Raw genomic sequence first — 25,617 nt, 5'->3', positions numbered from 1 at the left:
GACCCTAGCCTTCCAAGCGCGGCAAGGCCGCCACCTGCGCCACGATCCGGCGCAAAACCTCGGCCCGCAGATCGGCCCGCAGCAGAAGTGCCGCCGTTTCCCCGGCCTGCGCCACCATGGCGCGCACCTCGTTCTGATGCGCCTCGGCCCAGTCCAGCCGCTCCCCAAGGTCCGATCCATCCAATCGGAACGGAAGATAGGCCTCCCCCGGCCGGAAATGGGCCGAGGCAAAGGTTTCAAACGGCGTCTCCATCACAAGGCCAAGACTGCCGGAATTCATCACCCAATAGAAGGATGACCCCACATCAAGCCCCCGCAACACCGCGATGTAACGATAGCGCTGCATCTCGACTTGCGGCACGCGGGGTCGCTCCAGATGCGCATGCAGCGGCGTCTGCGCGATGACGTAACCATCCCCATCGACAAAGCCCATGTCAAAGCGCGGATCGCCCTGCATCCGATCCAAAAGACCCCAGCGCGGGCAGGCCACCAGCACCTCGCGCAGTTCCGTTTCGGTCATCCGGCCTTCGCGCAGGCGGCGCATCGCCATCTTCATGCGCATCCCTTCGACAAGCCCCGCTGCATCCATCGCAGCACGCCCGCCCGTGATCCCACGCCAAACAACCCGCGGCACCTTATCTTCCCACGCCACCGCGTCAGGTCGCACCACATCTGCAAACTGGCCCGTCCCGAAATCATGATAGATGGCCAACGGCATCAGTATGCGCCGCGAATCCCCTTGCAAACGGTTAAAGGCAAAGACCGGGGGTGTTGGCGCCTCATCCGGTGCCATGCGCGCGGCGCGGCGGTCCTGCATGTCGATGATGAAGTCAAAATCCGGCGCATAGGCCAACAGATCGGCCAAGGCGCGCGCCGTCTTGACCGGAAGCGCCTTCCTTTCCACCCGACGCAGCCCTACCCCGTCTGCATCCAGCGCAAAGGCTTCCCCCAAGGCAGGCCGAAAGGCGATCCCCATGCCGCTGCAACGCTGCAAAGCACGCGACAGCGCCGCCTCGCCCTGCGCCATGGGTCCAGCATAGCCCCCCATCTGCAAGGCAACCGATTCTTCGACAAAAGCATTCACTGACATGGCCGGAACCTAGCCTCATCCTTGGCCCGCGCAAACTGTCCGTGTCAGTCCACCCCGCCGAAAGGCACCGCAAAAGGGGTAAACGGCAAAAGGCTATTCAACACGGCCTGCCCCCATCCTTCCGGTTCTTCGGACCTGTCTCTTGGGCAGGATGACGCACCTTTTCAAATTCGCCCCGACCATCACGCAACTATCATGAAAACACAGTTTGATATCCGCGCGAATCGTGCCACCAATACTGCCAAGATCGGCAGGGTAGTCCGATCAGCACTCCGCCCGCTGCACAGTGCAACCGGGCGGCCAGAAATGGGGAGCTATATGACCAAATCCTACTCCACCCTCGACCGCCGTACGCTGCTCAAGGGCACCGCCCTTGGTATTGGCGCACTCGCTGCACCCGCGATCGTGTCGCGCAAGGCCCTCGCCTCTTCGGGCGAGCTGAACTTTACCGGCTGGGCCGGCTATCCCTCCTTCGCCGAGAAGGTCTTCCCGGCCTTCGAAGCCGCGACCGGCATCAAGGTCAACTTCAAGGAACTTCCCGATCAGGACACGATGTTCGGCGAAGCCAAGGTCGCGCTGGAAGCTGGCGGCATCGACCTGATCGAACCGACGATTGACCGCGTCGGCGCTTGGGATTCGAACGGCCTTCTGGGCGCTTTCGATGAATCGAAGCTTGCTATGGACAACTACCTTCCCGGCCTCGCCGATGGCGCGGCGGGTGAACGTTCGCGTCCGGGCGGCGTCCTGAAATACGTCCCCTCTGTCTGGGGGACCGAGTCGCTTGTGGTCAACACGGCCGATGCCAAGCTGTCGAACCCGCCCTCGCTGGGCGATCTCTTCAGCGCCGACAACATGGCCGTGCTGCGCCCGCATTCGGCGCTGGCCGCTATGGGCCGCTATCTCGACGCGCAGGGCAAACTGCCGCGTCCGTGGATGGACAGCTACACCGATATGGGCGCCATGGCCGAACTCTGGGACATCGCGCTGGCCGAGGCCGTGAAGGCCAAGGGCAACGTCGTCCAGTGGTGGTCGGGCGAGAATGAGGCCAATGCCGGCTTCACTGCCAATGGCGCAACCGTCGGCCTGTGCTGGGATTCGACCGGCTTCAACCTGCGCAATGACGGCTATGCCTATCTTGCTCCGGTGGAAGGTGCCTTCGCCTGGCATCAGGGCTTCGTGATCATGAAGAACGCCACCAACGTCGATCAGGCCCATGAATTCGTGAAGTGGGTCTCCACCGGCGAAGGCGCGGCCATGTGGGCGACCGCCTTCTCGGCCAACCCGGTCGGCAAGGGCGCGGCGGAACTCATGGATCCGGATGTTGCCGCCTATTACAACGGCACCTTCAACGACGAGGCCCTGTCGAAACTGTGGTGGTGGCCCGACCAGTCGGCCGAATTCCTCGCCAAGCGCGCGGAATATGCCGACAAGTACAAGGCCGCCTGATCGCAGGATCAGCAACGCCGCACGCCGGGCCCCATGGCCCGGCGTGTTCATTTGTTCAGCACTGCACACCATCTGGCCCCATGCGGCGCGACCATCTGGCGATACACATTGCGCCCGGTGTCCAGCCTGCTAGCCTGAGGGCAACCAAAAGAACAACGACAGGGGAACACAGCGCGATGAGCGCCGGTATCGAACTTGAAAACGTCTGCTGCGATTTCGGCAGCTTTCGCGCGGTCGACAATGCCAATGTGTCGATCAAGCCGGGGGAATTCTTTTCCTTCCTAGGGCCATCGGGCTGCGGCAAGACCACGATCCTCCGCATGATCTCGGGTTTCATCGACCCAACGAAGGGCGTGATCCGCATCGGTGGCATGGATATGAAGGGCCAGCGCCCGAACCAGCGCCCCACCGCGCTCATCTTCCAGAACCTCGCGCTTTTCCCCCTTATGCCGATCTGGGAAAACATCTCCTTCGGGCTTGAGGTGCGCGGCGTCGACAAAGCGACCCGCCGCGCCAAGGCCGAGGAGCTCTTGAAACTCGTCGATCTGCCCGGTGCCGCCGACAAGATGGTGTCGCAGCTTTCCGGCGGCCAGAAACAGCGCGTCGCCATCGCCCGCGCCCTTGCCGTCGAACCGCAGGTCATGCTGCTGGACGAACCGCTTTCCGCGCTCGACCTCAAACTTCGTCAGCACATGCGCGCCGAACTGCGCGCCATCCAGAAACGCACGGGCGTTACCTTCATCTACATCACCCACGACCAAGGCGAAGCCCTTGCCATGTCCGATCGCGTCGGCGTCATGAGCCATGGCCGCATTCAGCAGATCGCCGACCCGCGCGAAATCTATAACAACCCGGTCAACGGCTTCGTGGCCTCTTTCGTGGGCGAGAACAACATCTTCTCCGGCGATGTCGGGATGACATCGGACGGGCTGGCCAGTTTCTCCACCCCGCACGGCCAGTTCCGCGCAAGACTGGGAGAAAAGGCCACGGGCAAGGGCGTGAAACTTTACGTCCGTCCCGAACACACGCTTATCAGTGAAAGCGCGCCCTCTGAAAATGCCATCCATGGCCGGGTGGAAGAGGTTTCGTTCGAAGGCAATTTCATCGCCATCCACGCCGTCACCGACAGCGGGATGAAGATGACGGCGGAACTTCGCAACGATGGCTCCTCTGCCATCCCCGAGGTGGGCGCGCAGGTCTGGATGGGCTTCGATGCCCGCCACGCCGCCATCCTGCCCGATGCGGACACAAGGGGCTGACCCATGCAGGATCTGATCCGACGCTACGGTCTGGGCCTGACGACGATCATATGCCTTCTTGTTTTCTTCTGGTTGGCCATCCTCGTCATCATCCCCAACATCACGCTTTTTGAAAGCTCCTTCCGCCCCTATCTCCCGGTGACAGAGATTGGCGGGCCGAAGGATGTGTACTCCTTCGACAACTACCTCAAGGTCTTTGGCGGCGAGGTGGAGGTTTCGCCCTTCGGCATCACCTTCATGGTCCCCGTCCACGTGATGACCTTCTTCCTCACGATCTGGTATTCGGTGGTCGTAACAACGCTCTGTTTTCTGATCGCCTATCCCATGGCCTATTACATGGCCAAGATCGCCAACCCCCGGTCCGTCCCTACCCTGCTCCTCCTGATCTTCGTGCCCCTCTGGGTGTCCGAAGTGCTGCGCGCCTTTGCATGGTGGATCATCCTTGCCTTCAAGGGGCCGCTGAACTCGCTCTTGCTGGCCATCGGGGTGATCGACTCTCCGGTCCGTTGGATCACCGACTATGACGCGGTGGTGATCGGCCTGATCTATACCTACGTCCTCTTCATGCTGTTCCCGGTCTACAATGCCGTGTCCTCACTCGACACCAACCAGATCGAGGCGGCAGAAGACCTTGGCGCGCCGTGGTGGAAGATCCATTGGCGCATCGTCCTGCCCCATGCAAAGCCCGGCGTGGCCTCTGGCTCTGTCATGGTTTTCATGTTGTCGGCAGGGTCCTTGCTGGTGCCGTCGATCCTTGGCTCCACCACTTCGCAATGGTTCACACAAACCATCAACCAGTGGTTCAACGACGCGCTCGACTGGAACACGGCCAGCGCCTATGCCTTCCTGCTGCTTTTCCTCTGCACGGTCTTCGTCGCCATCGCGATGTGGGCCTTCAAGGTAAAGCTCTCGGATATCGCGAAGTAAGGGGGGCATAGGATGAACCGACTTCGCCTTAGCCTCTCGCATCTCTATGCGACGCTGTTCCTGATCTACCTGATCGCGCCGCTTCTTGTCATGGCGGGGGCAGCCTTCAACGACTCGCGCCTTCCTTCCATCGTGCCGTGGAAGGGCTGGACCCTGAAATGGTTCGGCGAAATGGCAGGCGACGACCGAATGATGCTCGCCTTCGTCAATACGCTCTGGGTTGCGGCTGCCGTGGCCATCCTTGCCGTGATCGTGGGCACCGCATCGGCCATCCTGATCAACTCCATCTCGGGCCGGGTGCGCACCATGGTCTATGGGCTGATGATCTCCACCATCCTCATCCCCGGCGTGGTGATCGGCATCTCGACCATGCTGCTCTGGACGAAGGTGGGGAATGCGTTGGATACGGATTTCTTCCTGTTCCGTGCGGGCCTGCACCTCTCGGTCCTAGGTCAAGTCAGCTATATCGCTGCCATGGTGATGCTTCTGGTGCTGGCGCGACTGCAAAGCTTTGATGCAGGGCTGGAAGAGGCGGCGCTTGATCTGGGGGCCAGCCATGCGCAAGTGATGCGGCGCATCCTTCTGCCGCATCTCTACCCCGCCATCGGTGCGGGCGGGGCGGTGGCTTTCTTCCAATCGATCGAGAATTACAACGTCACCCAGTTCACCCGTGGCGGGGCGGATACCTTGACCGTCTATGTCTTCTCCATGGTGCGGGCCGGGATCACACCTGCCATCAACGCGCTGGCCGTGGTGATGATCAGCGTCACGATCCTGGCCGCGATCCTTTATGAATTGCGGCGGCGGCGGATCGAACGGATGATGCGCGCCAACGCGCCGCCGGAAGAGTGATTTGGGGGGGCGATCCGAACATAGGATCGCCCCCTTTTCCCGGCCTTGGGCGAAATGCCCCAAGGGTGGCTGTGGCCACAACTTGCTGCACAGTTTGCGGCACAGCATCCTGCACAACAAAAGCCGGGGTTTCTGCTGTGTCCTCTACCCAGATCGTCTTCTTCGCCACGTCGAAATCGGGCCTCGGTCACCTGCGCCGCAGCGCCACCATCGCCCGCGCCCTGCGCCGCGCCGCCCCCAACCGCCACCTCAGACTGATTACCAACGCCGCCCCACAAGGCCTTGATAAGGAAGATATTTCTGCCTTTGACCACATAGCCGTAGCAGAGCGTGACCAGATGCCGGCAGCGGCAGGCCCCACGCCCTTCATAGCCGTTCTCGATACAATGAACCTGCCGGAACTGGAGGATCGCGCCAAAGCACGCATCCTCATTCTGCGAGAAACTCCGCACGAGCATCTTTCGCGCTTCCACCCCCACCACTGCCCTTGGACTCGTATCCTGATTGCCAATCCGGCCGATCACTGGGTTCCTCAAATGCCTGATGGAACCAGCCAAGGCCTTGTTTCTGTGGGTTGGATTTACCGAAATACAGAAATGCCAGCGCCGCCCGCCCGAAGGCGCGCCCTGCTGCTTATTGCGACGGGCGGTGGCGGCACCGCGCAAACCTCGGCAGAGATCTATGATCGGATTGGGACTCTTCTTTCCCAACTACGTGCGGCCTGCCCTGTCCCTTTTGATGCGGTGCAGGCCATAGGACCGCGCGCGAAGGCCTTTGGCCAAGTCTCTGGAATCGATGGAACAATTGACCCCGGCGGCAACCTCAACCAACACTTCATGACAGCAGATGCCGTGATTTCGACGGCTGGTTACAATTCCGTCCTCGAACTCGCCACCACCTCCACTCCCGCGCATCTGATCGCCATCCCCCGCTCCATCGACAACCAAAACGACCGCGTCGCCCATTGGGCCCCCCACCTATCGCCAAACGGCACGATCCACCCGACAAACGGCCTTTGGCTCGCCAAGGTCCTTCAGCACCGCCTGCGCCGCCCGCCTGTCATCTTGGGGCCGAGCGGTGAAGACCAAGCAGCGCAAGCGATCTTGGCCACGGGATGAACGCGCGCGTTACCATCGGGCAAAGCACTGTTCTAAAGCGCTTTTCTTCGGCAGCAGCAGCAGAGGCCGCCTTGGCGCGCGCAAAGGCGCTGCACGAGGCAGGGATTACAACGCCAGTTCCGACCCGGACGAGCGACCTGACCTTGTGCTTTCCTCGCATTCATGGCGACACTGCGACGGCACTTCTTGCTTCAAAGCCCGACCTACTCGCGCCCTTGGTCAATCTGCATCGGATCAAGCCACCCGGACTTAGCCTGCAACCTTACGATCCCCTCGCCCGCATCCATCCCCGTCTTTCCTTGGCCCCTATCTGGATGACCAACCGGATCAGGCAAATCATGCCGCGGCTGAGGAACGAGATGCAAAGGCTCTGCCACGGCGATTTCCACCCGGCGCAGGTGATCCGCGACGCCGAGGGTCTTAGCTGGCTTCTTGATCTGGATGATCTTGCCCTTGGCCCAAGTGAAGCCGATCTCGGCAATCTGATCGCCTGGCTCGCCACCCAACAAGGTCCACCGGACATGGCGCTGGCAGATCGGCAAGAGCAGGCGCGGCGGTCGGTCCTTCGGGAATGGCGTGCCATGGCAGGCGGCATTGATCTGCTCAGCCTTGGGGATTTCACGACACTTGCAATCTTTCGCAGGGCGCTGAAACAGGCGGAAAAGGGCGATACCTCCCTTCTGCATCAGGTTGAATATCTGATTTAACGCCTTGAAATGCCGAATTTCTCCATGCGATAGCGCAGCGTGTCCCGGGATATTCCCAACATCTCAGCGGCGCGCGAAACATTTCCGCCCGTGACCCGCAATGCCTTGACCAGTGCGGTTTCCTCCATCTTCGTCAGGTTGGGCACGGCCGCTTCTTCACGTTCGGAATGATCGATGATCTTGATATCGCCGGCGCTGATCATGCCGTCGTTCGACTGAATGACGGCGCGTTCAACGCAGTTCTCAAGTTCCGCGACATTGCCGGGCCAATCATGTTGCAACAGCTTTACCCTTGCCTCCCCGGTCAGACGAGGACGCGTTCTCGAAAAGCGGAACGCGGTTCGGCGGGCGAATTCCTCGGCCAGAGGCAGGATATCGGAACTATGATCTGCAAGCGGGGGTACATCGACCCAGCCAACTTGTATGCGATAAAGAAGGTCGGGACGGAAATTTCCCTTACGCTCCAAAGCGCCAAGGTTGCGCGCGGTGGTGGCAATAACCCAAAGTCCCGGATCGGCCTCCAAAGCGCGGACGAGTTTTCCCTGCTCTTCTTCGCCCATAGCATCGACATGCCTTAGCATCAGAACCCGCGCCCCGGCCTGCAAGGCTGTTTCGACCTGACCTTCACCGACCGAACAGTCGATGCATTCCATCTTGCCGCGGATGTCCTGAACCGTTTCGTGCAAGGCCCGTGCGGCGAGGGTTTTGCCACTGCCCCGCGGACCGCTCAGCAGAACGCCGGGCGGCTGCAGCCCTTCCGCCGCCGAAGCCAGACGGCGCAGAGTGGCACGCAGGTCAATGGCTGCAGAGGATCGCCCAACGATCCTGTCCACCCCCGTTACATCCACGGGGCGCGCATTATCCTGAAGGATCAATTCAGCAGCCATCCCGGCGATCATCGCAAGCGGGGCGGGTTTCATCAGAAAATCCCGTGCACCCCGCTTCATCGCCTCGACCGCGATGCCAACATCGCCATGCCCTGTCATCACAACAATCTGCGCTTCGGGGTTGATCCCTCGCAGGGTCGGAAGAAGATCAAGCCCATTCTCGCGCCCAAGTCGGACGTCAAGGATCACCAATCGCGGTCTCTCACGCCGGAAAAGGGCCACCGCGCTTTGTCCGTCAATCGCAAATCCCGCCGAAAAACCGCGTCTTTCAAGAAAACCCACAATCGAACGGGCAAGAACGTCCTCGTCTTCGATGATCAGAATGTCAGTCATGTCAAGCATGCCCCGGAAGGATGAGGGTGACTTCCACACCCTCGCTCGGGCGGTTCTTCAGATCGAGGGAGCCCCCCATCCGTTCTACGATGCGACGGCCCAGCGCGAGACCAACGCCAAGCCCCGCCGCCTTGCCAGTTTCAAAAGGCTTGAACAGGCGCCCAACCATGTCTGGCGGGATACCGGGGCCGGTGTCGGTGATAATGATGGCCACTTTGCCGTCAGGCCGGGTGGACCAGCCAATACCCAGTTTCCCCCCCTTTTGCATGGCCTCGATACTGTTCGAGATGATCGAGTTCAGGACCTGCTCAAGCTCGGAAGGTTGTGCCAAGGCAATCGGATGGCCCCTTCCTCCCGACATCACCGCAACGATGCCCCGCTTGCGCATCTGTGCTTCGAAGTTTTCCAAACAGCGCTGGATCACCTGATCGATCTGCGCCTGGTCGGAAAGGCTGCCGGGGTCGTTGCGGCTGCGGATCAGGAAGGCGCGAATCCAGCTTTCCAGACGGTCAACTTGGTTGGTGATGTCGCGGATGGCGTCCCGGCTGTGATCGGGGATGTCGTCTTCCATAGTCAATTCGGCGCAGGATCGGATGGCCGCAAGCGGATTGCGCAAACCATGCGCGACGGCAGAGGCCATCTCTCCTACCACGGCGAGACGTTCGGTTTCGACGATACGGGCTTCCTGCCGCTGCAAGACGCGGCTGGCATAGGCGACAACGACGGCAAGCCCCCCAAACAGCGCACAACCTGCCGCAAGCGCACCAAGCCAAGCCAGTTTTCGAATTTCGGTCATAGAGGCAAGCAGGCTTTCCGGTGCCTTATACACTTCGACAGCGCCCACAACCTCACCCGTGATTTCGCGCCGGATCGGAATGTAATATTCGATAAAGCGGTCCACGCCGTCCGGAAAGCCGACATGTTCATCCTTGTCGCCGCGACTGATCACGCTCAACTCAGGTTCCAACCGACCTTCCATCGCCTCGGCGAGTTCCTCGTTGTCATCAAATTTCTTTCCAACCATCTGTGGATCGCTAGACCAAAGAATATGTCCGTCAAAACCATAGACATTCGCCCGGAAGACATCCGGCAAACGTGAAACGTGGGAGACGAATTCCTTTACGTCAGGTGGGGTTGGCGCGTCCGTAATGCCAAGGAAATAGGGGGCGGCCTGTTCAACATGGACAATGGAGTTCAGGAATTCCGTCGAAACGATCGCATCGCGCATCATCATCTGGTCGATGATGTACCGTGAAAGCGCCGTCGACAGGATCACTGCCGTGGAAAAGATTGCAACGAAACTGATCACGAAAAAGATCGTGAGCATCCGCAAATGATGCGGTGAATCGCGCAGACTAGTGGCGCCGATCAGAAGGCTCATGCCATCCTCCGCTGGGTCCATCGTGATTGCACCAAACCACAACTTGCGTCGCGCGCAAATCAGGTCGGATGGAACGGAGAGAGGGTAATGGGGCTTTTGCCCCATTTTGCCCCGGCGATTTGCCCCAAAGCGCGGCTAGAGCAGGCAGCGGCAAGCGATCCAACACCCTAGGATGACCCCCAGCACAAGATCCGCCGGGGGCAAACATGTCGGATATCCTTCTTATCGAAGACGAACCAATCATCGCCCGAAATATCTCTATCTTGCTGGGCCGTGCGGGGCATACCGTGACGCATGCGCCTTCTGCCTCTGCGGCGCGGCTTGCCCTTGGGTCGGGGATGCAGCCCGACCTCGTGATCGCGGATATCTCTTTGGGGGATGGCGACGGGCTAGAGGTGCTGACTGCGCATATCGACAGGCTGCGCGATTGCCCGGTCATCGTCATGAGCGGTCAAGATACCACGGCAAACCGCCTGCGTGCCGAAGAAATCGCGGTGGCGGCTTTCCTGTCAAAGCCCTTCGCGATGGCGCGACTGTCCGAATTGGTCGCTGCACTCTTGGCGCAGAACCTGCCACAAGGTCAGCGACGCCCCGGTCCGTCGGTGATGATGTATTCGCATGACACAATCGGGCTGGGACATATGCGCCGCAACAGCGCGATTGCCGAAGAACTGGTGGCCCGCGTCCCCGGCCTTTCGGTTCTGATGTTGGTGGGCTGCCCGGCGGGTATGATTTTTGCGCCAAAGCCGGGGATCGACTACATCAAACTGCCCTCTCTGGCCAAGCTGGGCCGGGATCGCTGGCAGTCGGGCAGCCTGCGCATCGATGCGGAAACCGCAAGCGCGATGCGAGCAGGGATACTTCAGCAGGTCGCAGATACCTTCAAGCCGGACATCTTTCTTGTCGACCACGAACCGACAGGTGTTTGGAACGAACTTATGACCCCTCTGCGCCGCCTGAGGGAAATGCATGGAACGCAGACAATCCTTGGCCTACGAGACATCCTAGATGAGCCGGAACGAACACGCAGCCGATGGTGCGAAACCGGAACGGATAAAGTGATCGCGGGGCTTTATGACGATGTCCTGATCTATGGGAATGCCGATTTCTACCCATCCAGCCGAGCCTATGGACTTGATGCTCTACGTCCGGGCCATGTGCAATATTGCGGCGCGGTCACAACAGTGCAGGCCCGGCGCATGCAGCGCCGCGAAAAAGGACCGCGCCGTGTTCTCGTTTCGGGCGGTGGGGGTCGGGATGCATTCCTCCTGCTTGCTACAGCGCTTGAGGCACAGGCCCTGCTGCCACGCCGTTACCGCCCCGAGCTTACGTTGATCGCTGGTCCCTTGATGGACAACGAACTTCGCGAAAGGCTGCATATACGCGCGGCGGAACTGGATGTGACCTTCCTTGATCAGGTCAACGACATGCCAGCCCGCATCGCGGCGAGCGACCTTTTCGTGACGATGGGCGGCTACAACTCTGTGACCGAGGCCCTCGCCATAGGTGTGCCTGCCCTCGTCGTGCCACGTGTCGGACCTTCATCCGAGCAGCGCATCCGTGCGGAACGGCTGCGCTCTCTTGGGCTTGCTCAGGTCATTGAACGGCCCGACCTCACACCCAAGGCCTTGTCGCTTCACCTAAGCGGGACCAGCGCATCGCCATCCATACGTCCCGCGCAACTTTCTCTGGCATTCGACGGGGCCACACGGGCGGCGGTTCATATCGCCGCACTGCTGAAGCAGCGCGCACCGAAAGAGACTGAACAGAGTTTGCAGGTGTCGCATGGATGATCGCAACTTACGGGTCGGATATGTCGTCAAACGCTTTCCGCGATTTTCTGAAACCTTCATCCTGAACGAAGTGCTGGCCCTTGAAGCAAGGGGCATCACGGTTGAGGTGTTTTCGCTTCTTGACCCGCCCGATGAACCCCGCCACGCAGGGCTTGCCAAGCTAAAAGCCCGGATTACCCGCCTAGCCGATACATCGGGCCCTATGATGACGCCCGATGATGAGGATGCGGCACTCTTCGCGGGAACGACTGCCGCCGCAGCGTCCCGGCTGATCGCAAAGGCAGAACGGGTGGCAGAGCTGGCACGGGCGCGGGGACTTCACCACCTGCATGCACATTTCGCGTCGGATGCGACGACGGTGGCCCTTCTTGCCGCGCGCAGTGCAGGCCTGCCGTTTTCGCTGACAGCGCATGCGCGGGATATCTATCATGATTACGTAGACCCAGAAACCGATACAGCCAAGCGCAGGACAAAGCTTATTGCTGCAGCTTTCACGGTGACCGTGTCTGACTTCAACTTGCGCCATTTGACGACGCTTTGTCCCGAAGCAGAAACCCGCATTCATCGGATCTATAATGGAATTGACCTTTCGTCCTTCCGGCCTGCCGGACCCGCGAGACGCAAACCGGGACGCATCCTCGCCGTAGGGCGTCTGGTCGAAAAGAAGGGTTTTCGCGACCTGATCGACGCCTGCGCAAGCTTGGCCGAAAGGGGCACGGATTTCGACTGCCGCATCATCGGCGACGGCCCACTTCATGGTGCGTTGACAGAGCAGATCACGAAGCTTGGCCTTGATGAGCGCGTTCAACTTCTGGGTCCGATGCCGCAAGAAACACTGACCCATATTCTTGAAGAGGCAAGTCTTGTTACCCTCCCGTGCATCGTCACGCCGGATGGGGATCGCGATGGATTGCCGACGGTCCTTCTTGAAGCGATGGCGAAAGGTCTGCCTGTGGTGACCACGACCGTCACTGGTGGCCCGGAGATCGTCGCGGAGGGCAAGACGGGTCACCTCGTTTCACCCGGTGACCCCGCCGCATTGGCAGAGGCCCTGCAAAGCCTGATCCGTGACCCCGCGCGGGCAATCTTGATGGGACAAGCTGGTCGCCTGCGGGCCGAAGCGCAGTTCGACCTTAGGGCCAGCAGCGCGGCGTTAGCGGGGCTTTTCCATAAGGCCTACGGGCGACAGATCAGGGGGGCCGCGTGATGCGCATTGCCTATCTTTGCGCCGATGGCGGCATTCCTGTCTTTGGTCAAAAGGGCGGGTCGGTCCATGTTCGCGCCATGATCAAGGCCTTTCGGGACGAAGGCCACGAGGTAGAGGTGTTTTGCGCCGAAGCCGGAACGGACGCGGCCGAATTTCCCGTGATCGCCCTTGGCCCCGACTTTCCGACCGCCGCTGACCGTGAGGCAAAGGAACGCCGCCTGATCGAGCTTGCCGCAGCAATGCAACGGCTTTTTGAACAGCGTCACCGCGACCATCCTTTCGACCTTATCTACGAACGTTACGCGCTATGGTCGGCGGCGGGCGTCCGCGCGGGGCAGCGGCTTGGGCTGCCCGCCGTGATCGAGGTCAATGCGCCGCTGGTCGAAGAACAGGCGCTATTTCGCAAATTCGTGCTGCGCGACGAGGCCCGTGCGATCGAGTCAGAGGTCTTTTCAAAGGCAGCCGCACTTGTCGTCGTTTCTCGGGGGGTCGCCGACTATGCCCAATCGCGCGGGGCGGCACGGTCGAAGGTGCATGTGATCGGGAATGCCGTTGACACGTCTCTCTTCCACCCGGCAGTTGCGGCCGCCCGCGTTCCGGGAATTGCCGATACCGACTTCGTTGTGGGCTTCACCGGATCTCTGAAGGCATGGCATGGCACGGAGGTGCTGCTTGACGCCTTTGCCCTGGTACGGGATCGCCTTCCAGCGCATCTTCTAATCGTCGGTGATGGGCCGGAACGCGACACCCTCATGCAACGAGCTGAGGGACTTGGGTTGACCGGATCAGTTACGTTCACCGGATGGGTAGCGCATCAGGACCTTCCGGGCCTCATTGCGCGCATGGATGTGGCTGCCGCCCCCTACCCGGCAATGGTCAACAACTACTTTTCGCCCCTGAAACTCTTTGAATACCTCGCGATGGGGCGTGCCATCGTGGCAAGCCGTATTGGCCAGACCGCAGATCTTTTGGGGCAAGACGGCAGCGGATTGCTGGTTCGGCCCGGCGATGCTGTGGCCTTGGCGGATGGGTTGCAAAAAGTGGCGACTGACCCCGACCTCTCCTGCCACTTGCGCCACAAGGCAGCGCATCAGGCCAGCCATCACGATTGGCGCGCGAATGCCCGCCGCATCCTTGACCTTCTGCCAAAGGCGCAGGCCGCATGAGCAAGAATCGCAAGTTGCACCCCGCCACCATCTGGCGGCTGCTGCGCCGACTGTCACCCCACGCGCGGCCCTATCGGACCAAGCTTGCCTTGGGCTTTCTTGCCATGTGCTTTGTGGCCTTGGCCGAGATCATCCGCCCTTGGCCTGTGAAGATTGTCTTTGATGGCATTCTCATTCCGCAGGAACAGCCGGATTTCGTGATGACCCAAGTCCTCTCTTGGGTTGGGTCGGGGCAATCTTTGCTATGGCTCTGCTGTATAGCCATTCTTGGGATCGCCGTGCTGGGCGGTCTGGCAGGCTATGTCCAATCAACTTTGATCGCCGGGGTAGGACAAAGGGTCGTCGCCGATATCCGGCTCGATCTGTACCGTCATGTGCAACGTCTGTCGCATTCCTTCCACGACAGCGTATCAACGGCCGAGATTGTGTCACGCCTTACCAGCGACGTGCGGATGATGCGCGATTTGCTGATCGAGGCCGGCGTTCTTTTTGCAGCGCGCAGCCTTGTTCTGATCGGGACCGTCCTGATCATGGCACTGATGGATTGGCGACTGACCCTTGCCGCCATGGCTATTCTTCCCGCACTTGCCTTTCTGACCCACCGCTATGGTGGCCGCATCAAGGATGCCGCACGCCACCAAAGGCGCGGCGAGGGGCGTATCGCCGTTGTCATGACTGAAGGCATTTCAGGCATCTCTCTGGTCAAGGGCTTTGCCAACGAAGCATATGAAGAGGCCCGCTTTTCTGAACAAAACCTGTCATCAGCCGAAGCAGGTGTCATGGCCACGCGCATCTCGGCAGAGATGGACAGGTTGGTTCAGGTCGTTCTTGCGATCGGCACCTGTCTGGTGATGTGGTATGGCGTCACCCGTGTTCAGGCCGGGGGGATCAGTCCGGGCGATCTTTTGGTCTTCACGGCTTATCTGACCACCCTGCACAAACCTATCCGGCGCATGAGCAGCATGTCAGCCCGGGTCGCAAAAGCCACCGCAAGCGGCGAACGTTTGCTGGAAGTCCTTGACCTTAATCCAGAAATCACCGATCGGCCGAATGCCCGCAAAGCACATTCGCTGCGTCGCTGGATCAGCATTATAGATCTGACCTTCGCCTATCCCGGCTGCGAACCTGTCTTGAAGAATGCCACCCTTACGTTGCGTGCAGGGGAAACCGTGGCACTTGTCGGACCAAGCGGGATGGGAAAATCCTCGGTCGCCAAACTGCTGATGCGGTTTTATGAACCGCAATCCGGCCGCATCTTGCTGGATGGAACCGATATCCGTGACCTGACGCTGGACTCGCTTCGGGAACAGATCGCCGTCGTGCTTCAGGACTCGCCCCTCTTCGCCGCCACAATCCGCGAAAATATCGCATATGGGCGTCTTGATGCCGATGAGGAAGACATTGCAGCCGCCGCCCGCGCGTCGGGTGCGGACAGGTTTATCCGCCGCCTTCCCCAAGGCTATGACACCGTCCTTGGCGAACGCGGCGAAACGCTTTCCGGTGGTCAGCGTCAAAGAATTGCAATCGCGCGCGCCTTATTGCGGGACGCCCCGATCCTCATTCTGGATGAACCGCTGACCGGACTTGATCGCACGACGGCTGCCGAACTTGTCCAGACCTTGAAGATGATCAGCCGGGATCGGACCACCCTTCTGATCGCGCATGACGACCTGACACTCAGCATGGCCGACCGCATCGTGCATCTTGTGGATCGCAAGTTCGCGGAAGACGGCTTTCCCCCGCTAGTCTTGGAGCGCAAGGCATGACACAGCATATGCCCAATCCGACCCCAACGCTTCCCCCGACCGAATTGATCCATGCGATGATCGGCGGGCAGCTGCCCGGCCTCGGTCCGATCCAGTTGATGCGCATGCATTTTCCATCAGGTCGCGCGCCCCATGCGCAAATTCTGCATCAGGGTCAGGTCTGGATTCTTGAATGGTTCGGCCAAGCTGCAGCAGATCGGCGCGACGCCGAGACTGAGCGTCTGGCGCGCATGGGCCAACCGGATAGCCTGCGCTGGAATGCAAAGGCCGGGGTTTTGTTGCGCCGGCCTGGAACCGACGCAAAGCTTCCCGGCCTGCGCCTGTTATCCGACAAAGAACTAGCGGAGCGCTGCCTGACGGACATCGGCTTGAAGGGCCCTTTCACTATCGCATTGGTCGCCCATCGGCTTGGCCGGAGGGCCGTGTTGCGCATCCGCCACGCCGATGGAACCGCTTATGCGCGCTTGCGGTCCCCCACTGCGCAAGCCGCAGCGGCGGCCATCGCGCGGCATCAGTCGCTCTGGCAGGCCATGTCCCACAATAATGACCTGAGGCTTCCCCGTCCCTTGGGTGTGGATCGGGCGCTTGGCCTTGCCCTTTACGCAGCGTTGCCCGGCCATCCGATGCAGCTTCGCGGACTGCGTGGGTTTTCCGGCATTGATGCGACAGCGCGGGCGCTGTCTGCCCTGCAACAGTCACGATGCGACGCGCCGCATTGGACAGCAGAGGATGAAATCGCGCTTTTGTCGCAATGGGAAGACCGCGTCATCACGGTGTTCCCCGATCTCGGCCACAAAATTCAGCCGAAACTACTGTCGATCCGCAAAGCCCTGCGTGAATTGCCTGTCATGGAGCCGGTGACCTGCCACCGCGACCTGCATGAAGGGCAGATACTTCTGTTTCGTGGCTTGGCCGGATTGCTGGATTTCGACACGCTTTCGCGCGGCGATCCGGCCATGGATTTGGGCAATCTGCAAGCGCATCTCGATCTTGCCGGGCTGCGAAAAGACCGCAGCTTCGCCGCCTATGCCACGGCTGCAGAACGGCTTTTCCCACAAATCAAGCTGTCACGCATCGCAGTATGGCGACGCGTGGCCCGGTTGCGGTTGGCCATGCTCTGGGCCTTTAGCGGCGAGCCGCGCGCCAACCTTTCCGCCCTGCTGGAGGATGAGGTATGAGAACCGCTTTTCCAAAGGACCCCGTTCTAAGCGGCCTTCAGACTTTGTCGCAGGAGGATCTGTCGCGCATCACAGGCGCCGCAGAAGTGGAGGTGCTGCGCCTGCGTCACCATCCCGGCTTGCGAGCCGCCCTTCATGTCGCCCTTGGGATCGGAAAAACCCGACGGGAAGGCGTGATCTGGTTCCTGCGCCGAGAAAAGCTTTTGCATCTGCGGATCAAGCGCCCCCATCTGCGGATCGATGAGAAGATCCCTGCCGCTTTCGAAGCCTTTCCAATGGATCACAGGCTGCCGGAACTTGCAACTTTTCTAAATGAAAGCCGAGACTTGGCTCCTCGGCTTCTTGGTTGCAATGCGCAGTCTTTGCCGCAAATTGTTCGCTACCGTCCGGGTCTTTCGGCAACCTTTCGCTGGATGTCGGATGATGGCCGCCCCTTCTTCGTGAAGGTCGCGCGCAACATGCAGGCCCAGGCGCATGCCGATCTTCATTCCAGACTGGAACGCCAGATCGAGGGCAGTATCTTGGGCCTAACCCCTGTCACGGGTCTTTTGGCGGAACGCGGGATCATCGCCTATGCCGCCGCCCAAGGTGAAAGCCTTGAGGATATTCTGGTCGAAGGCGATACCGAGGCGATCACAACGACCTTGAACCGTTGCCATGAGGCGATGCGGGTCTTGTGGTCCTGCGACGCGCCCGCGCTGCTTGCCATGACGCTTGACGACTATCTGCTCCCTGCCCGCCGGGCGGCCAGCCTTATTCTTGATGCCGATGTCGAAGCGGGCCAGCAGGCGCGGCGCATCATCGAGTCTTGCGCAGCCAATCCACCTGTCTTGCACCATGTCCCACTTCATGCCGACCTGAAACCTGATCATCTCTTCGTTGAATCCAGCCGGGTCACCATGATCGACACCGAAAGCATGAAGCGGGGCGATCCTGATTTCGACCTTGCACTGCTGGATGCCCGATTGGACCTTGGATCGGTCATCGGGACCTTCTCGACCAAGGCTTGTATTGCCGCGCGCAAGGTTCTTTGGCAGGCAGCAGGCCCCAATTTCCATTGGTTTCACGGTCTTGCACGCATCCATGCCGCAAAATTCCTGGCACTGCGGGATGGCGCGTCGGCCGCGCAGGATATTCGCAAGGTCCTGCTGGCATGATGATGCTGGCCCCATCCCCACTGGTGCAGCGCTATGCGTTGATCGGCCATTGCGAAAACGCGTCGCTTCTGGCCAAGGCTGATGCCCTTGTGGCGGCGGACCGTCCGGCACAAGCCCTGCTTTGCAAGCCCGGAGCGGCAGTATCAACCGACATCCAAACGCGCCTGCGGGATGGTGTCTTGCGGCTGAAACAGATCCTATGGACGGTGCAAGCCCCGCTACGATCAGCGCCGGGATTGCAGGCGCGCACACTATGCCTTGGGCCGGAAAAGCTGTGTTGGTTCGATCTGGAAGACGATCCGGCCTTGCACCTTGATGAGCCGCTCGCAGACCCCGCAACACGCATCCTGCGCTATATCCCCGGACGCCGCGCCACCGTGATGATGGCGGGCAGCGGCGAACCGATTATCCAAAAATTCAAGAAAAAAGAACGGCTTGTCGAAGCTATCTCACGCCATAGGATGGTCGAGCGTGCGGCATCTGGCCAGTACATCCCAATCCCCCGGCTTCAAACCGATCAGATCGGCTATTGCCTTACCTTCTGCCAAGGCGAGGCGCTTGAGGGCGGACTTGCCAACGCAAATCGACTTGAGGCGCTTGGGTCGCTGATCGCGCGCTTGCATGATTGTGATCCTGCTGGGCTACCAGAAGTGGATGTACCGAACGATCCGTTGCCGTGGTTGCAAGCCGCCATCCCGGGTCTTGCGCCAAGATTGCAAAGGATATGGGACGCTTTGCCAAAGGGGAATGAAAAGCATCTGTCACTTTGTCACGGCGATTTATCGCTGGCCCAGGTTCTTGTGGATCGCGGGACGGATCCAGATCACCTGACCCTGCTTGACTTTGACCGGGCCGGGGCGGGCGATGCGGGACGTGACCTTGCGACGCTGCTATGCGGCTTGCAGGATGCCGCATTGGATCACAGCTTCAACGCGGAACAGTTTGTTATTGAGGGATATTCCAGAATTTCATCGCCTCCTGCAAACCTGCGTCCGGCACGCGCGAAGGCCGAACTGGAAAGGCTGCGCCACCTGATCCGCAAGGGCGGTACGCCAAGCCGGAGGGTCATTGCCGGCCTGGAAAAGGCAGAGGCAGCGAGTCTGGCATGACGGTACGGGTCGCCCATATTCTTAACTCGCTTGGCACGGGTGGTGTGCCAGAGGCGGTTCTGGGACTGGTGCGCCATGGTCGGGCGAACTGCTTTGCGCCGCATGTCTATTGCCTGAAGCCTGCTGCCGAACCAGAAGCCGCGCGGGCCTTGCGGCAGAAGTTCGAAGCGGCTGGTGCGACCGTGCATGTCGCGCTGGGGGCAGACAAGATCGACGCGGTGGCGCAACTGGCCGATTGGCTGATGCAACAAGAGATCGGCGTCATGCATAGCCACAGTTTCAGGCCGAACATATTCGGACGAATGGCTGGTTTTCTTTTGCGTGACAATGGTTTGCGGATCATTTCTCACTATCACAACCAATATGATGACAAGTGGCTTCCGGGGTCTTCGGCCCTGTCACTGGAGCGGCGGATGGCGGCGGGGACGGATGCGTTGGTGGCCGTTTCAGGTGCGGTGCAAAAGCATGTTGCGGCGCGGTTGCAGGTGGCGATTGACCGGGTTGAGGTCATCCCGAACGGCATCGACTGCGAGAAAGTTGGGAACCAATCAAAGGCGGAGGCACGGGCAGCCTTTGGGTTGGACGCCGAGGCCGAGGTGATCGGCTGCGTGGGGCGTATCTGCCGCCAGAAAGGGCAAGACCTGTTCGTAGAGGCGGCGCTGGACTTGCTGGCGCGGGGGCATTTGGGGCAGTTCGCCCTGATCGGTGCAGCGGAAGATACCGCCTTGACCGAGATATTGAAGGCCCGCGTGGCTGCGGCGGGGGCTGGTGATCGGATCATTTTTCTTGGCCATATCAAAGACATGGCGACTGTTTATGCGGCGCTTGACCTGCTGGTGGCCCCCTCGCGGTGGGAAGGGTTCGGCCTGATGATTGTCGAGGCGATGGCGGCGGGCTGCCCGGTTGTTGCGAGCAACGCGGGCGCAATCCCCGAAGTGGCAGGGGGGGCGGCGCGGTTGGTGGCGGTGGAGGATGCAGGGGAACTGGCCCGTGCGATGGCGGAAACCGGCTCCAAGATGCGGGCGAAAATGGTGGTGGCGGGGCGGAAACGGGCCGCCGACTTCGGCTGGCCGCGCGCGACGGCGGCGGTAGAGGCGCTTTATGAACGGGTGCTAAGGTGTTGATTCATTTGGCCCGCCATGGCGAGACGGCAGGGAATGGGCGCTGCTATGTGGGGCGACAGGACCTGCCCTTGACGGCCATCGGAGAGGCGCAGGCAGAGGGGGTGGCGCGGGCGCTGGCGGGGCGGCGGATCGGGCAGATCTGGGCCAGCCCCTTGCAGCGGGCGGTGCAGACGGCGGCCCCCTTGGCGCAGGCGACGGGCCTTCCCCTGCGAACCGATCCGCGCCTGATGGAGATTGATTTCGGCATTCTGGAAGGGCGCCCCAAGGGAAAGCAATCCCTTAGCTTGCGGAAGGCCCATGCAACGACCCCTATAGATGGTGGCGAAAGCCTTGCCCAAGTCACCGAGCGGGTGATGGATTTTTGGCGCGATCTGCCCCCTATAGCGGACGGCGAGGTGGTGATCGTGGGCCATTACTGGGTCAATCGGATGCTGTTTGGTCGGATCGGCGACGGGCGGGACTATCGTCCGGTGACCGGGTCCGTGGTCAGCTTTACCCCCATCTGGGCGGAAAATCTGCTGTAACCTCTGTGCCCTGTTTTGTGCCGTATTTTGTGCAGCAAACTGTGGGCACGCAGCGTGCGGTGGCGAAAGGTTTCGGCAATACTTGAGATGGCCGTCGCAACTGGTATGATGAGTTGCGGAATGGGACGGAGGGACCGATGCGCAGCGTCACATTGGGGCCGGTCCGGCTGTCGATCCTGGAAGGTGATCTGAGGGCCATCACCTTTGACGGGGTCGAGGTGCTGCGCCGCCTGTCCTATCCGGTGCGCGATCCGAATTGGGGCACCCATCCGACCGAAACGTTGGAAGAGCGGCTGGAGGAGGAGGCGGGGCGCATCCGCTATCTTCATCGCTTTCGGGGAAGGGAGGCGGGCTTTACCGGCGTGTTTCGGGTGGAAGTGACCGCAGAGGATGGCGCGGCGCGGATCAGGGCCGAGGTCAGTTTGGAGGCGGAGGCCGATCTGGCGGTGAACCGGGCGGGGTTCACCTTGCTGCATCCGCTGCGGGGTGTTTCGGGGCAGGCCTTGCGGGTGCGTCATGCGGATGGGGATGAGGAGGCCACGGTCTGGCCTGCGCTGATCTCTCCCAGCCAGCCGGTCTTTGACATCGCGGGACTGGCGCATGAGGTGGAGGGGGTCTCGGTTGAGATCGCGATGCAGGGCGAAGTCTTCGAGATGGAGGATCAGCGGAACTGGTCGGATGCGAGTTTCAAGACCTATTGCCGTCCCTTGCGCCTGCCCTTGCCCTTCACGCTTGGCCCCACGGCACCGGTCGGCCAAATGGTAGAGATCACGCTCTCGGGGCGGGCCAAGGGGGCGGCGGCACAGGTCGCTGCGCGCCGTGCCCGCCTGCCCGTCGTGGAGATGGCGGTGGAGCCGGGGCTGACCGCCCTGCCCCGGCATCCGGACCTGCCCGATCTGCCGCGACTGATCCGGCTGGAGGCCGGGGTGTCGGATGCTGTGCTGGCCGGGCTGGCGGGCGGGAGGGCGGATGCGCTGGAGATCGTGCTGGCCGAGGGGGATGACCCAGAGGTGGTCTTGCGCGGCCTTGCCGAGCGCTTGACGGTGGCGGGATTGCGCCCTGAGCGGGTGATGGCCCTGCCCGCGCCCTATCTGAAAAGCCATCAGCCCGAGGGGCCTTGGCCCGATGGCCCGCGCCCGATCGACCTGATCGCGCCTTTGCGGGCGGCCTTTCCCGGCGTGGCGGTGGGGGGCGGGATGCTGACGAATTTCACCGAATTCAATCGCTGCCGCCCGGATGCGGGCCTTGTGGATTATGTGACATGGGGCGGTACGGCCATCGTGCATGCAGCCGATGACCTGAGCGTTCTGGAAACGCTGGAGGCTCTGCCGGAGATTTTCGCATCGGGCCGGGCCTTGGCGGGGGGGCGGCCTTTGCATCTGGGGCTGTTCAGCATCGGGATGCGATCCAACCCCTATGCCGCAGCCTGCCTGCCCAATCCGGGGCGGGAGCGGTTGGCCATGGTGCAGGACGATCCGCGGCAGGGGACGGGCTTCGATGCGGCCTTTGCGGTGGGGGTGCTGGCCGGGGCGGCGGTGGAGGGGGTGGCATCGCTGGCGCTGGCGATGGCGGACGGGCCGTTGGGGGCAAGTGGCGATCTGGCGCGGGTGGTGGCTTGGGCGGCCGCGCGGGCGGGGGAGCCGGTGGAGGTGGAGACGGGGCCGGTGGAGACGGGGCCGGTGGAGACGGGGCCGGTGGTGGCGATCAGGTCGGCCAAGGGCCGGCTGATCGCAAATCTGACGGTTGAGGCGCGGGAGAATCCTTTTGGCGCAGGGATTCTGGCCCCGGCCAGTGTGGTGATCGAGGATGGGGCCTGAGCGCCTTGGGCGGTCAGCCGGCCTTTGGCCGGACCTGACCGCCCCGGCACGGTTTGGGAACAGGGGAGGACGGGGCATGGCGTTTCGGGGGGTGCTGATCGGCTGCGGATTCTTCGCGCGCAACCATATGGCGGCTTGGGCCGATCTTCCGGGGGTGGAGATCGTGGCCGTCTGTGACCGCGACGCCGAGAAGGCCCGTGCCTATGCGCGGGATTTCGGCATTCCGCATTGGGGGGTGGATGCGGAGGCACTGCTGGCAGAGCTGCGCCCGGATTTCGTGGACATCGCGACAACGGTGGGGTCGCATCGCGCCCTGGTGGAATTGGCGGCAGGGCAGGCGCGGCTGGTGATCTGTCAGAAACCCTTTGCCGAGACGATGGAGGATGCCCGCGCCATGGTGGCGGCCTGTGCGGCGACGGGTGCGATACTGGCGGTGCATGAGAATTTCCGCTGGCAGCGGCCGATCCGCGAGGTGAAGGCCCTGCTTGAGCAGGGGGCAATCGGCGCGCCCCGCTGGCTGCGCCTGTCGTTCCGGCATGGCTATGACATCTATGCCAACCAGCCTTATCTGGCCGAGGTGCGCGATCTGGCGCTCACGGATATCGGGCTGCATCTTTTTGACATGGTGCGGCATCTGATGGGGGATGTAGAGCGGCTGTCCTGCGAAGTGCAGCGGCGCAACCCGCGAGTGGCGGGGTTCGACGCCTTTCAGGCGCTGCTGCGGCATGGGTCAGGGGCGGTGAGTTCGGTCGAATGCTCCTTTCATTCGCAGCTGTCGCCGGACCCGTTTCCGCAAAGCCTGCTGGTGGTGGAGGGGGATGCGGGAACGATCGAGGTGGCGGAAGGCTTCCGCCTGCGGCTGCATCGCGGCGATAGGGTCGAGGCGCGGGCGGTGGAGCCGGATTGCCCCACATGGGGCGCGCGGCCTTGGCATTTGATCCAGGAGTCGGTTCTGGCCTTTCAGCGGCAGGCGGTGGCAGCGCTGGAGGGGCGCGGGGGAATGGAGCCGTCGGGGGCGCATAACCTTGGCACGCTGGAGCTGGTGCTGGCGGCGATCCGGGCGGCGGATGAGGGGGTGGTGGTGCGGCTTTAGCGGCCTGTCGCGCTGGGAACCCCTTGCCTTTCAGGGCAAGGGGTTCTTGCCGCGTCAGGCTTTGGCCAGCGTCTCGAAAAGACGCGCCACGCCTTCGGCGCCGGGGTCGTTGAAGCCTGCGAGCTTGTCTGCGGTCAGATAGGAGGCGCGGCCCGCCTTGGCGCGGGTCATGCCTGCCGTCGCATCGGCCCCGGCGCGGGCGGCGGTGGCGGCGGCTTCTATGCCTTGTGGCAAGGCGGCGAGGGCGGGGGCCAGCGCGTCGATCATTGTGCGGTGCCCCGGCGCGGCGCCGCCCACCTGCATCACCCGGTCAAGGCCAGCCGAGAGCGCGCCGATCCAGTCACGCCCGCTGGCCGAGGCATCGCCTGCGGCGGCGAAGAAGATGGCAAGCAGCACGCCGGACGATCCGCCCATGGTCTGTGACAGTTCCATTCCGATGGCGCGGTAAAGCTGTGTTGCATCGGCGAGCGGCAGGCGATCCAGCGCGGATTGCAGCGCGCGGGCGGCCCCGGCGAGGGTGGAGCCGGTGTCGCCATCGCCGGATTTGGCATCAAGCGCGTTCAGGTCCTTCTCGCAGGCGATGAGCGCGGCGCAGCAGCGATCCAGCAGCGCGCGGTGTGCGGGATGGGCCGAGGGCACGGGCTGGATCGGGGCCAGACCATCGGGCAAGGGCCGCAGCGCGATGGGGGCAAGGGTGGAGAGGCCCGGCCATGCCGGCGGCGCGACGGGGGCGGCGAGATGCGCGACCTCTTGCCCCGTCACGGGCAGGAGCGAGACGGAAAAGCCATGCATGTCGAGCGACGTCATCAGCGGCGCGGGGCCGATCAGCCATTTGACACGGTCGCCCAAGGGGGAGCGGGCGAGTTCTTCGGCCAGAACCGACATTTCAAGCGGCGTCGTGGCCCCGAGGTTGTTTAGAAGGGCCGCATGTTCCCCCTGCCCCACATGCGGCAGAAGCCGATCCACCACCATGGCCATGGCGGCGCGGGCACCGGAGAAATCGACCTGTTCCACCCCCGCCTCGCCATGGATGCCAAGGCCAAGTTCGGCCTTGCCCGCGCCGATGCGGTCTTCCTTGGGCGATCCGGGCACGGTGCAGGTGTCGAGCGACATGCCGATAGAGATGGCCCCGCCGATGATGCGATGGGCGGCGGCGGTGATCGTATCGAGATCGGCCCCGGCTTCGGCCATGGCGCCCGCGATCTTGTGGACGAATAGCGTGCCCGCCACGCCGCGCGCCTGCGGCAGATCGGGGAGCGCCACGTCGTCATCGACGATGACCATGGAGACCTTGAGGCCGAAGGCCCGCGCCCGTTCCGCGGCGAGGCCGAAATTGAGCCGGTCGCCGGTGTAATTCTTGACGATCAGCAGGCAGCCCGCCTTGCCCGTGACGGCCAAGATCCCGGCCAGAACGGCATCGACGGAAGGCGAGGCGAAGACATCGCCGCAGACGGCCGCCGTCAGCATCCCCTGCCCGACGAAGCCCGCATGGCTGGGTTCATGCCCGGACCCGCCACCCGAGACGAGGGCGACCTTCGAGCGGTCCCAATCGGCGCGGAGGGCCACTTTGATATGCGGATAGCCGTCGAGACGCGCCAGCCGCCCGTTGGAGGCGCGGATCAGGCCATCGAGCGCCTCGGTGACCAGCGTTTCCTTGCTGTTCATGAACTGCTTCATCGCGGT

22 protein-coding genes are annotated in these 25,617 nt (G+C 62.1%); 17 read left to right on the top strand and 5 right to left on the bottom strand.

The genetic code is table 11. From position 1 onward, the window contains the following. Nucleotides 1–4: 4 nt before the first annotated feature. Nucleotides 5–1,090 (bottom strand): glycosyl transferase family 90, encoded by a 1,086-nt coding sequence (locus tag QF092_RS01985; protein ID WP_281467128.1) that lies wholly within the window; start codon nt 1,088–1,090, stop codon nt 5–7. A gap of 318 nt (nt 1,091–1,408) precedes the next feature. Between QF092_RS01985 and QF092_RS01980 the strand changes: the two genes are divergently transcribed. From QF092_RS01980 to QF092_RS01955, 6 genes are all read left to right on the top strand, one after another. After that, nucleotides 1,409–2,536: an extracellular solute-binding protein gene (locus tag QF092_RS01980; RefSeq protein WP_281467127.1), complete on the top strand. Its 1,128-nt coding sequence runs from the start codon at nt 1,409–1,411 to the stop codon at nt 2,534–2,536. Nucleotides 2,537–2,712: 176 nt separating this feature from the next. Continuing rightward, entirely contained in the window at nt 2,713–3,795 is a 1,083-nt protein-coding gene (locus QF092_RS01975; RefSeq protein ID WP_281467125.1) for an ABC transporter ATP-binding protein, read from the top strand. Nucleotides 3,796–3,798: 3 nt separating this feature from the next. Next, nucleotides 3,799–4,722, top strand: coding sequence for an ABC transporter permease (locus QF092_RS01970; protein WP_281467123.1), 924 nt, complete (start codon nt 3,799–3,801; stop codon nt 4,720–4,722). A 12-nt stretch (nt 4,723–4,734) separates the two neighbouring features. Continuing rightward, complete coding sequence (locus QF092_RS01965) at nt 4,735–5,574, top strand: ABC transporter permease (protein WP_281467121.1); 840 nt, start codon at nt 4,735–4,737, stop codon at nt 5,572–5,574. A gap of 338 nt (nt 5,575–5,912) precedes the next feature. Continuing rightward, nucleotides 5,913–6,692 (top strand): hypothetical protein, encoded by a 780-nt coding sequence (locus QF092_RS01960; protein ID WP_281467119.1) that lies wholly within the window; start codon nt 5,913–5,915, stop codon nt 6,690–6,692. Then, the gene (locus tag QF092_RS01955) at nt 6,689–7,399 is read left to right on the top strand and encodes a phosphotransferase (protein ID WP_281467118.1); all 711 of its coding nucleotides are present in this window, start codon (nt 6,689–6,691) and stop codon (nt 7,397–7,399) included. The genes QF092_RS01960 and QF092_RS01955 overlap by 4 nt, the downstream gene beginning before the upstream one ends. Here the strand turns inward: QF092_RS01955 and QF092_RS01950 are convergent. Both QF092_RS01950 and QF092_RS01945 read right to left on the bottom strand, forming a co-directional pair. Next, on the bottom strand, nt 7,396–8,619 hold the full coding sequence (locus tag QF092_RS01950; RefSeq protein ID WP_281467116.1) for a sigma-54-dependent transcriptional regulator: 1,224 nt from the start codon (nt 8,617–8,619) through the stop codon (nt 7,396–7,398). The genes QF092_RS01955 and QF092_RS01950 overlap by 4 nt on opposite strands. Before the next feature lies 1 nt (nt 8,620). Further along, nucleotides 8,621–10,000 (bottom strand): sensor histidine kinase, encoded by a 1,380-nt coding sequence (locus tag QF092_RS01945; RefSeq protein ID WP_281467114.1) that lies wholly within the window; start codon nt 9,998–10,000, stop codon nt 8,621–8,623. 206 nt (nt 10,001–10,206) lie between these two features. Here QF092_RS01945 and QF092_RS01940 point away from each other — a divergent pair, with 206 nt between their 5' ends. The 5 genes from QF092_RS01940 to QF092_RS01920 are packed head-to-tail and all read left to right on the top strand — an operon-like array spanning nt 10,207 to nt 17,110. Beyond that, entirely contained in the window at nt 10,207–11,793 is a 1,587-nt protein-coding gene (locus QF092_RS01940) for a response regulator (protein ID WP_281467113.1), read from the top strand. Continuing rightward, complete coding sequence (locus QF092_RS01935) at nt 11,786–13,000, top strand: glycosyltransferase family 4 protein (protein ID WP_281467111.1); 1,215 nt, start codon at nt 11,786–11,788, stop codon at nt 12,998–13,000. Before QF092_RS01940 ends, QF092_RS01935 begins: the two co-directional genes overlap by 8 nt. Further along, nucleotides 13,000–14,166 carry a glycosyltransferase family 4 protein gene (locus QF092_RS01930; RefSeq protein WP_281467109.1) on the top strand — a complete coding sequence of 389 codons (1,167 nt, stop codon included), beginning with the start codon at nt 13,000–13,002 and terminating at the stop codon, nt 14,164–14,166. Before QF092_RS01935 ends, QF092_RS01930 begins: the two co-directional genes overlap by 1 nt. Then, a complete protein-coding gene (locus tag QF092_RS01925; RefSeq protein WP_281467107.1) occupies nt 14,163–15,932 on the top strand; it encodes an ABC transporter ATP-binding protein in 1,770 nt (589 codons plus the stop codon). The genes QF092_RS01930 and QF092_RS01925 overlap by 4 nt, the downstream gene beginning before the upstream one ends. Continuing rightward, nucleotides 15,929–17,110 (top strand): phosphotransferase family protein, encoded by a 1,182-nt coding sequence (locus QF092_RS01920; protein WP_281467105.1) that lies wholly within the window; start codon nt 15,929–15,931, stop codon nt 17,108–17,110. The genes QF092_RS01925 and QF092_RS01920 overlap by 4 nt, the downstream gene beginning before the upstream one ends. 26 nt (nt 17,111–17,136) lie before the next feature. Here QF092_RS01920 and QF092_RS01915 read toward each other — a convergent pair whose 3' ends face one another. Beyond that, on the bottom strand, nt 17,137–17,394 hold the full coding sequence (locus tag QF092_RS01915) for a hypothetical protein (RefSeq protein ID WP_281467103.1): 258 nt from the start codon (nt 17,392–17,394) through the stop codon (nt 17,137–17,139). Between QF092_RS01915 and QF092_RS01910 the strand changes: the two genes are divergently transcribed. From QF092_RS01910 to QF092_RS01885, 6 genes are all read left to right on the top strand, one after another. Beyond that, a complete protein-coding gene (locus QF092_RS01910; RefSeq protein WP_420026525.1) occupies nt 17,386–18,267 on the top strand; it encodes a phosphotransferase in 882 nt (293 codons plus the stop codon). The two genes, QF092_RS01915 and QF092_RS01910, sit on opposite strands and share 9 nt — an antisense overlap. A gap of 305 nt (nt 18,268–18,572) precedes the next feature. Next, nucleotides 18,573–19,376: a phosphotransferase gene (locus QF092_RS01905; RefSeq protein ID WP_281467099.1), complete on the top strand. Its 804-nt coding sequence runs from the start codon at nt 18,573–18,575 to the stop codon at nt 19,374–19,376. Then, nucleotides 19,373–20,500 (top strand): glycosyltransferase family 4 protein, encoded by a 1,128-nt coding sequence (locus QF092_RS01900; protein ID WP_281467097.1) that lies wholly within the window; start codon nt 19,373–19,375, stop codon nt 20,498–20,500. The genes QF092_RS01905 and QF092_RS01900 overlap by 4 nt, the downstream gene beginning before the upstream one ends. Next, the gene (locus tag QF092_RS01895; RefSeq protein WP_281467095.1) at nt 20,494–21,024 is read left to right on the top strand and encodes a histidine phosphatase family protein; all 531 of its coding nucleotides are present in this window, start codon (nt 20,494–20,496) and stop codon (nt 21,022–21,024) included. Before QF092_RS01900 ends, QF092_RS01895 begins: the two co-directional genes overlap by 7 nt. Before the next feature lie 137 nt (nt 21,025–21,161). Beyond that, nucleotides 21,162–22,841 (top strand): D-apionate lactonase family protein, encoded by a 1,680-nt coding sequence (locus QF092_RS01890; RefSeq protein ID WP_281467093.1) that lies wholly within the window; start codon nt 21,162–21,164, stop codon nt 22,839–22,841. Nucleotides 22,842–22,917: 76 nt separating this feature from the next. Continuing rightward, nucleotides 22,918–23,934, top strand: coding sequence for a Gfo/Idh/MocA family protein (locus tag QF092_RS01885; RefSeq protein ID WP_281467061.1), 1,017 nt, complete (start codon nt 22,918–22,920; stop codon nt 23,932–23,934). Nucleotides 23,935–23,988: 54 nt separating this feature from the next. Here the strand turns inward: QF092_RS01885 and QF092_RS01880 are convergent, their stop codons facing one another. Continuing rightward, nucleotides 23,989–25,611, bottom strand: a complete 1,623-nt coding sequence (locus QF092_RS01880; protein ID WP_281467059.1) for a dihydroxyacetone kinase subunit DhaK — start codon at nt 25,609–25,611, stop codon at nt 23,989–23,991. Nucleotides 25,612–25,617 lie beyond the last annotated feature (6 nt).

The organism is Fuscovulum ytuae, from assembly GCF_029953595.1.
GTDB classification, from domain to species: domain Bacteria; phylum Pseudomonadota; class Alphaproteobacteria; order Rhodobacterales; family Rhodobacteraceae; genus Paragemmobacter; species Paragemmobacter ytuae.
Note: the sequence above shows the minus strand (reverse complement) of the source record. Positions and strands in the feature narration are given on the sequence as shown.

Bases quoted from the DNA above. Each gene is read 5' to 3' on its own strand.
- QF092_RS01910 (WP_420026525.1), top strand. From the start codon at position 17,386: ATGGATCACAGGCTGCCGGAACTTGCAACTTTTCTAAATGAAAGCCGA.
- QF092_RS01955 (WP_281467118.1), top strand. From the start codon at position 6,689: ATGAACGCGCGCGTTACCATCGGGCAAAGCACTGTTCTAAAGCGCTTT.
- QF092_RS01930 (WP_281467109.1), top strand. From the start codon at position 13,000: ATGCGCATTGCCTATCTTTGCGCCGATGGCGGCATTCCTGTCTTTGGT.
- QF092_RS01985 (WP_281467128.1), bottom strand. From the start codon at position 1,090: ATGTCAGTGAATGCTTTTGTCGAAGAATCGGTTGCCTTGCAGATGGGG.
- QF092_RS01970 (WP_281467123.1), top strand. From the start codon at position 3,799: ATGCAGGATCTGATCCGACGCTACGGTCTGGGCCTGACGACGATCATA.
- QF092_RS01900 (WP_281467097.1), top strand. From the start codon at position 19,373: ATGACGGTACGGGTCGCCCATATTCTTAACTCGCTTGGCACGGGTGGT.
- QF092_RS01890 (WP_281467093.1), top strand. From the start codon at position 21,162: ATGCGCAGCGTCACATTGGGGCCGGTCCGGCTGTCGATCCTGGAAGGT.
- QF092_RS01885 (WP_281467061.1), top strand. From the start codon at position 22,918: ATGGCGTTTCGGGGGGTGCTGATCGGCTGCGGATTCTTCGCGCGCAAC.
- QF092_RS01980 (WP_281467127.1), top strand. From the start codon at position 1,409: ATGACCAAATCCTACTCCACCCTCGACCGCCGTACGCTGCTCAAGGGC.
- QF092_RS01975 (WP_281467125.1), top strand. From the start codon at position 2,713: ATGAGCGCCGGTATCGAACTTGAAAACGTCTGCTGCGATTTCGGCAGC.
- QF092_RS01920 (WP_281467105.1), top strand. From the start codon at position 15,929: ATGACACAGCATATGCCCAATCCGACCCCAACGCTTCCCCCGACCGAA.
- QF092_RS01950 (WP_281467116.1), bottom strand. From the start codon at position 8,619: ATGACTGACATTCTGATCATCGAAGACGAGGACGTTCTTGCCCGTTCG.
- QF092_RS01965 (WP_281467121.1), top strand. From the start codon at position 4,735: ATGAACCGACTTCGCCTTAGCCTCTCGCATCTCTATGCGACGCTGTTC.
- QF092_RS01945 (WP_281467114.1), bottom strand. From the start codon at position 10,000: ATGAGCCTTCTGATCGGCGCCACTAGTCTGCGCGATTCACCGCATCAT.
- QF092_RS01960 (WP_281467119.1), top strand. From the start codon at position 5,913: ATGCCGGCAGCGGCAGGCCCCACGCCCTTCATAGCCGTTCTCGATACA.
- QF092_RS01940 (WP_281467113.1), top strand. From the start codon at position 10,207: ATGTCGGATATCCTTCTTATCGAAGACGAACCAATCATCGCCCGAAAT.
- QF092_RS01935 (WP_281467111.1), top strand. From the start codon at position 11,786: ATGGATGATCGCAACTTACGGGTCGGATATGTCGTCAAACGCTTTCCG.
- QF092_RS01880 (WP_281467059.1), bottom strand. From the start codon at position 25,611: ATGAAGCAGTTCATGAACAGCAAGGAAACGCTGGTCACCGAGGCGCTC.
- QF092_RS01925 (WP_281467107.1), top strand. From the start codon at position 14,163: ATGAGCAAGAATCGCAAGTTGCACCCCGCCACCATCTGGCGGCTGCTG.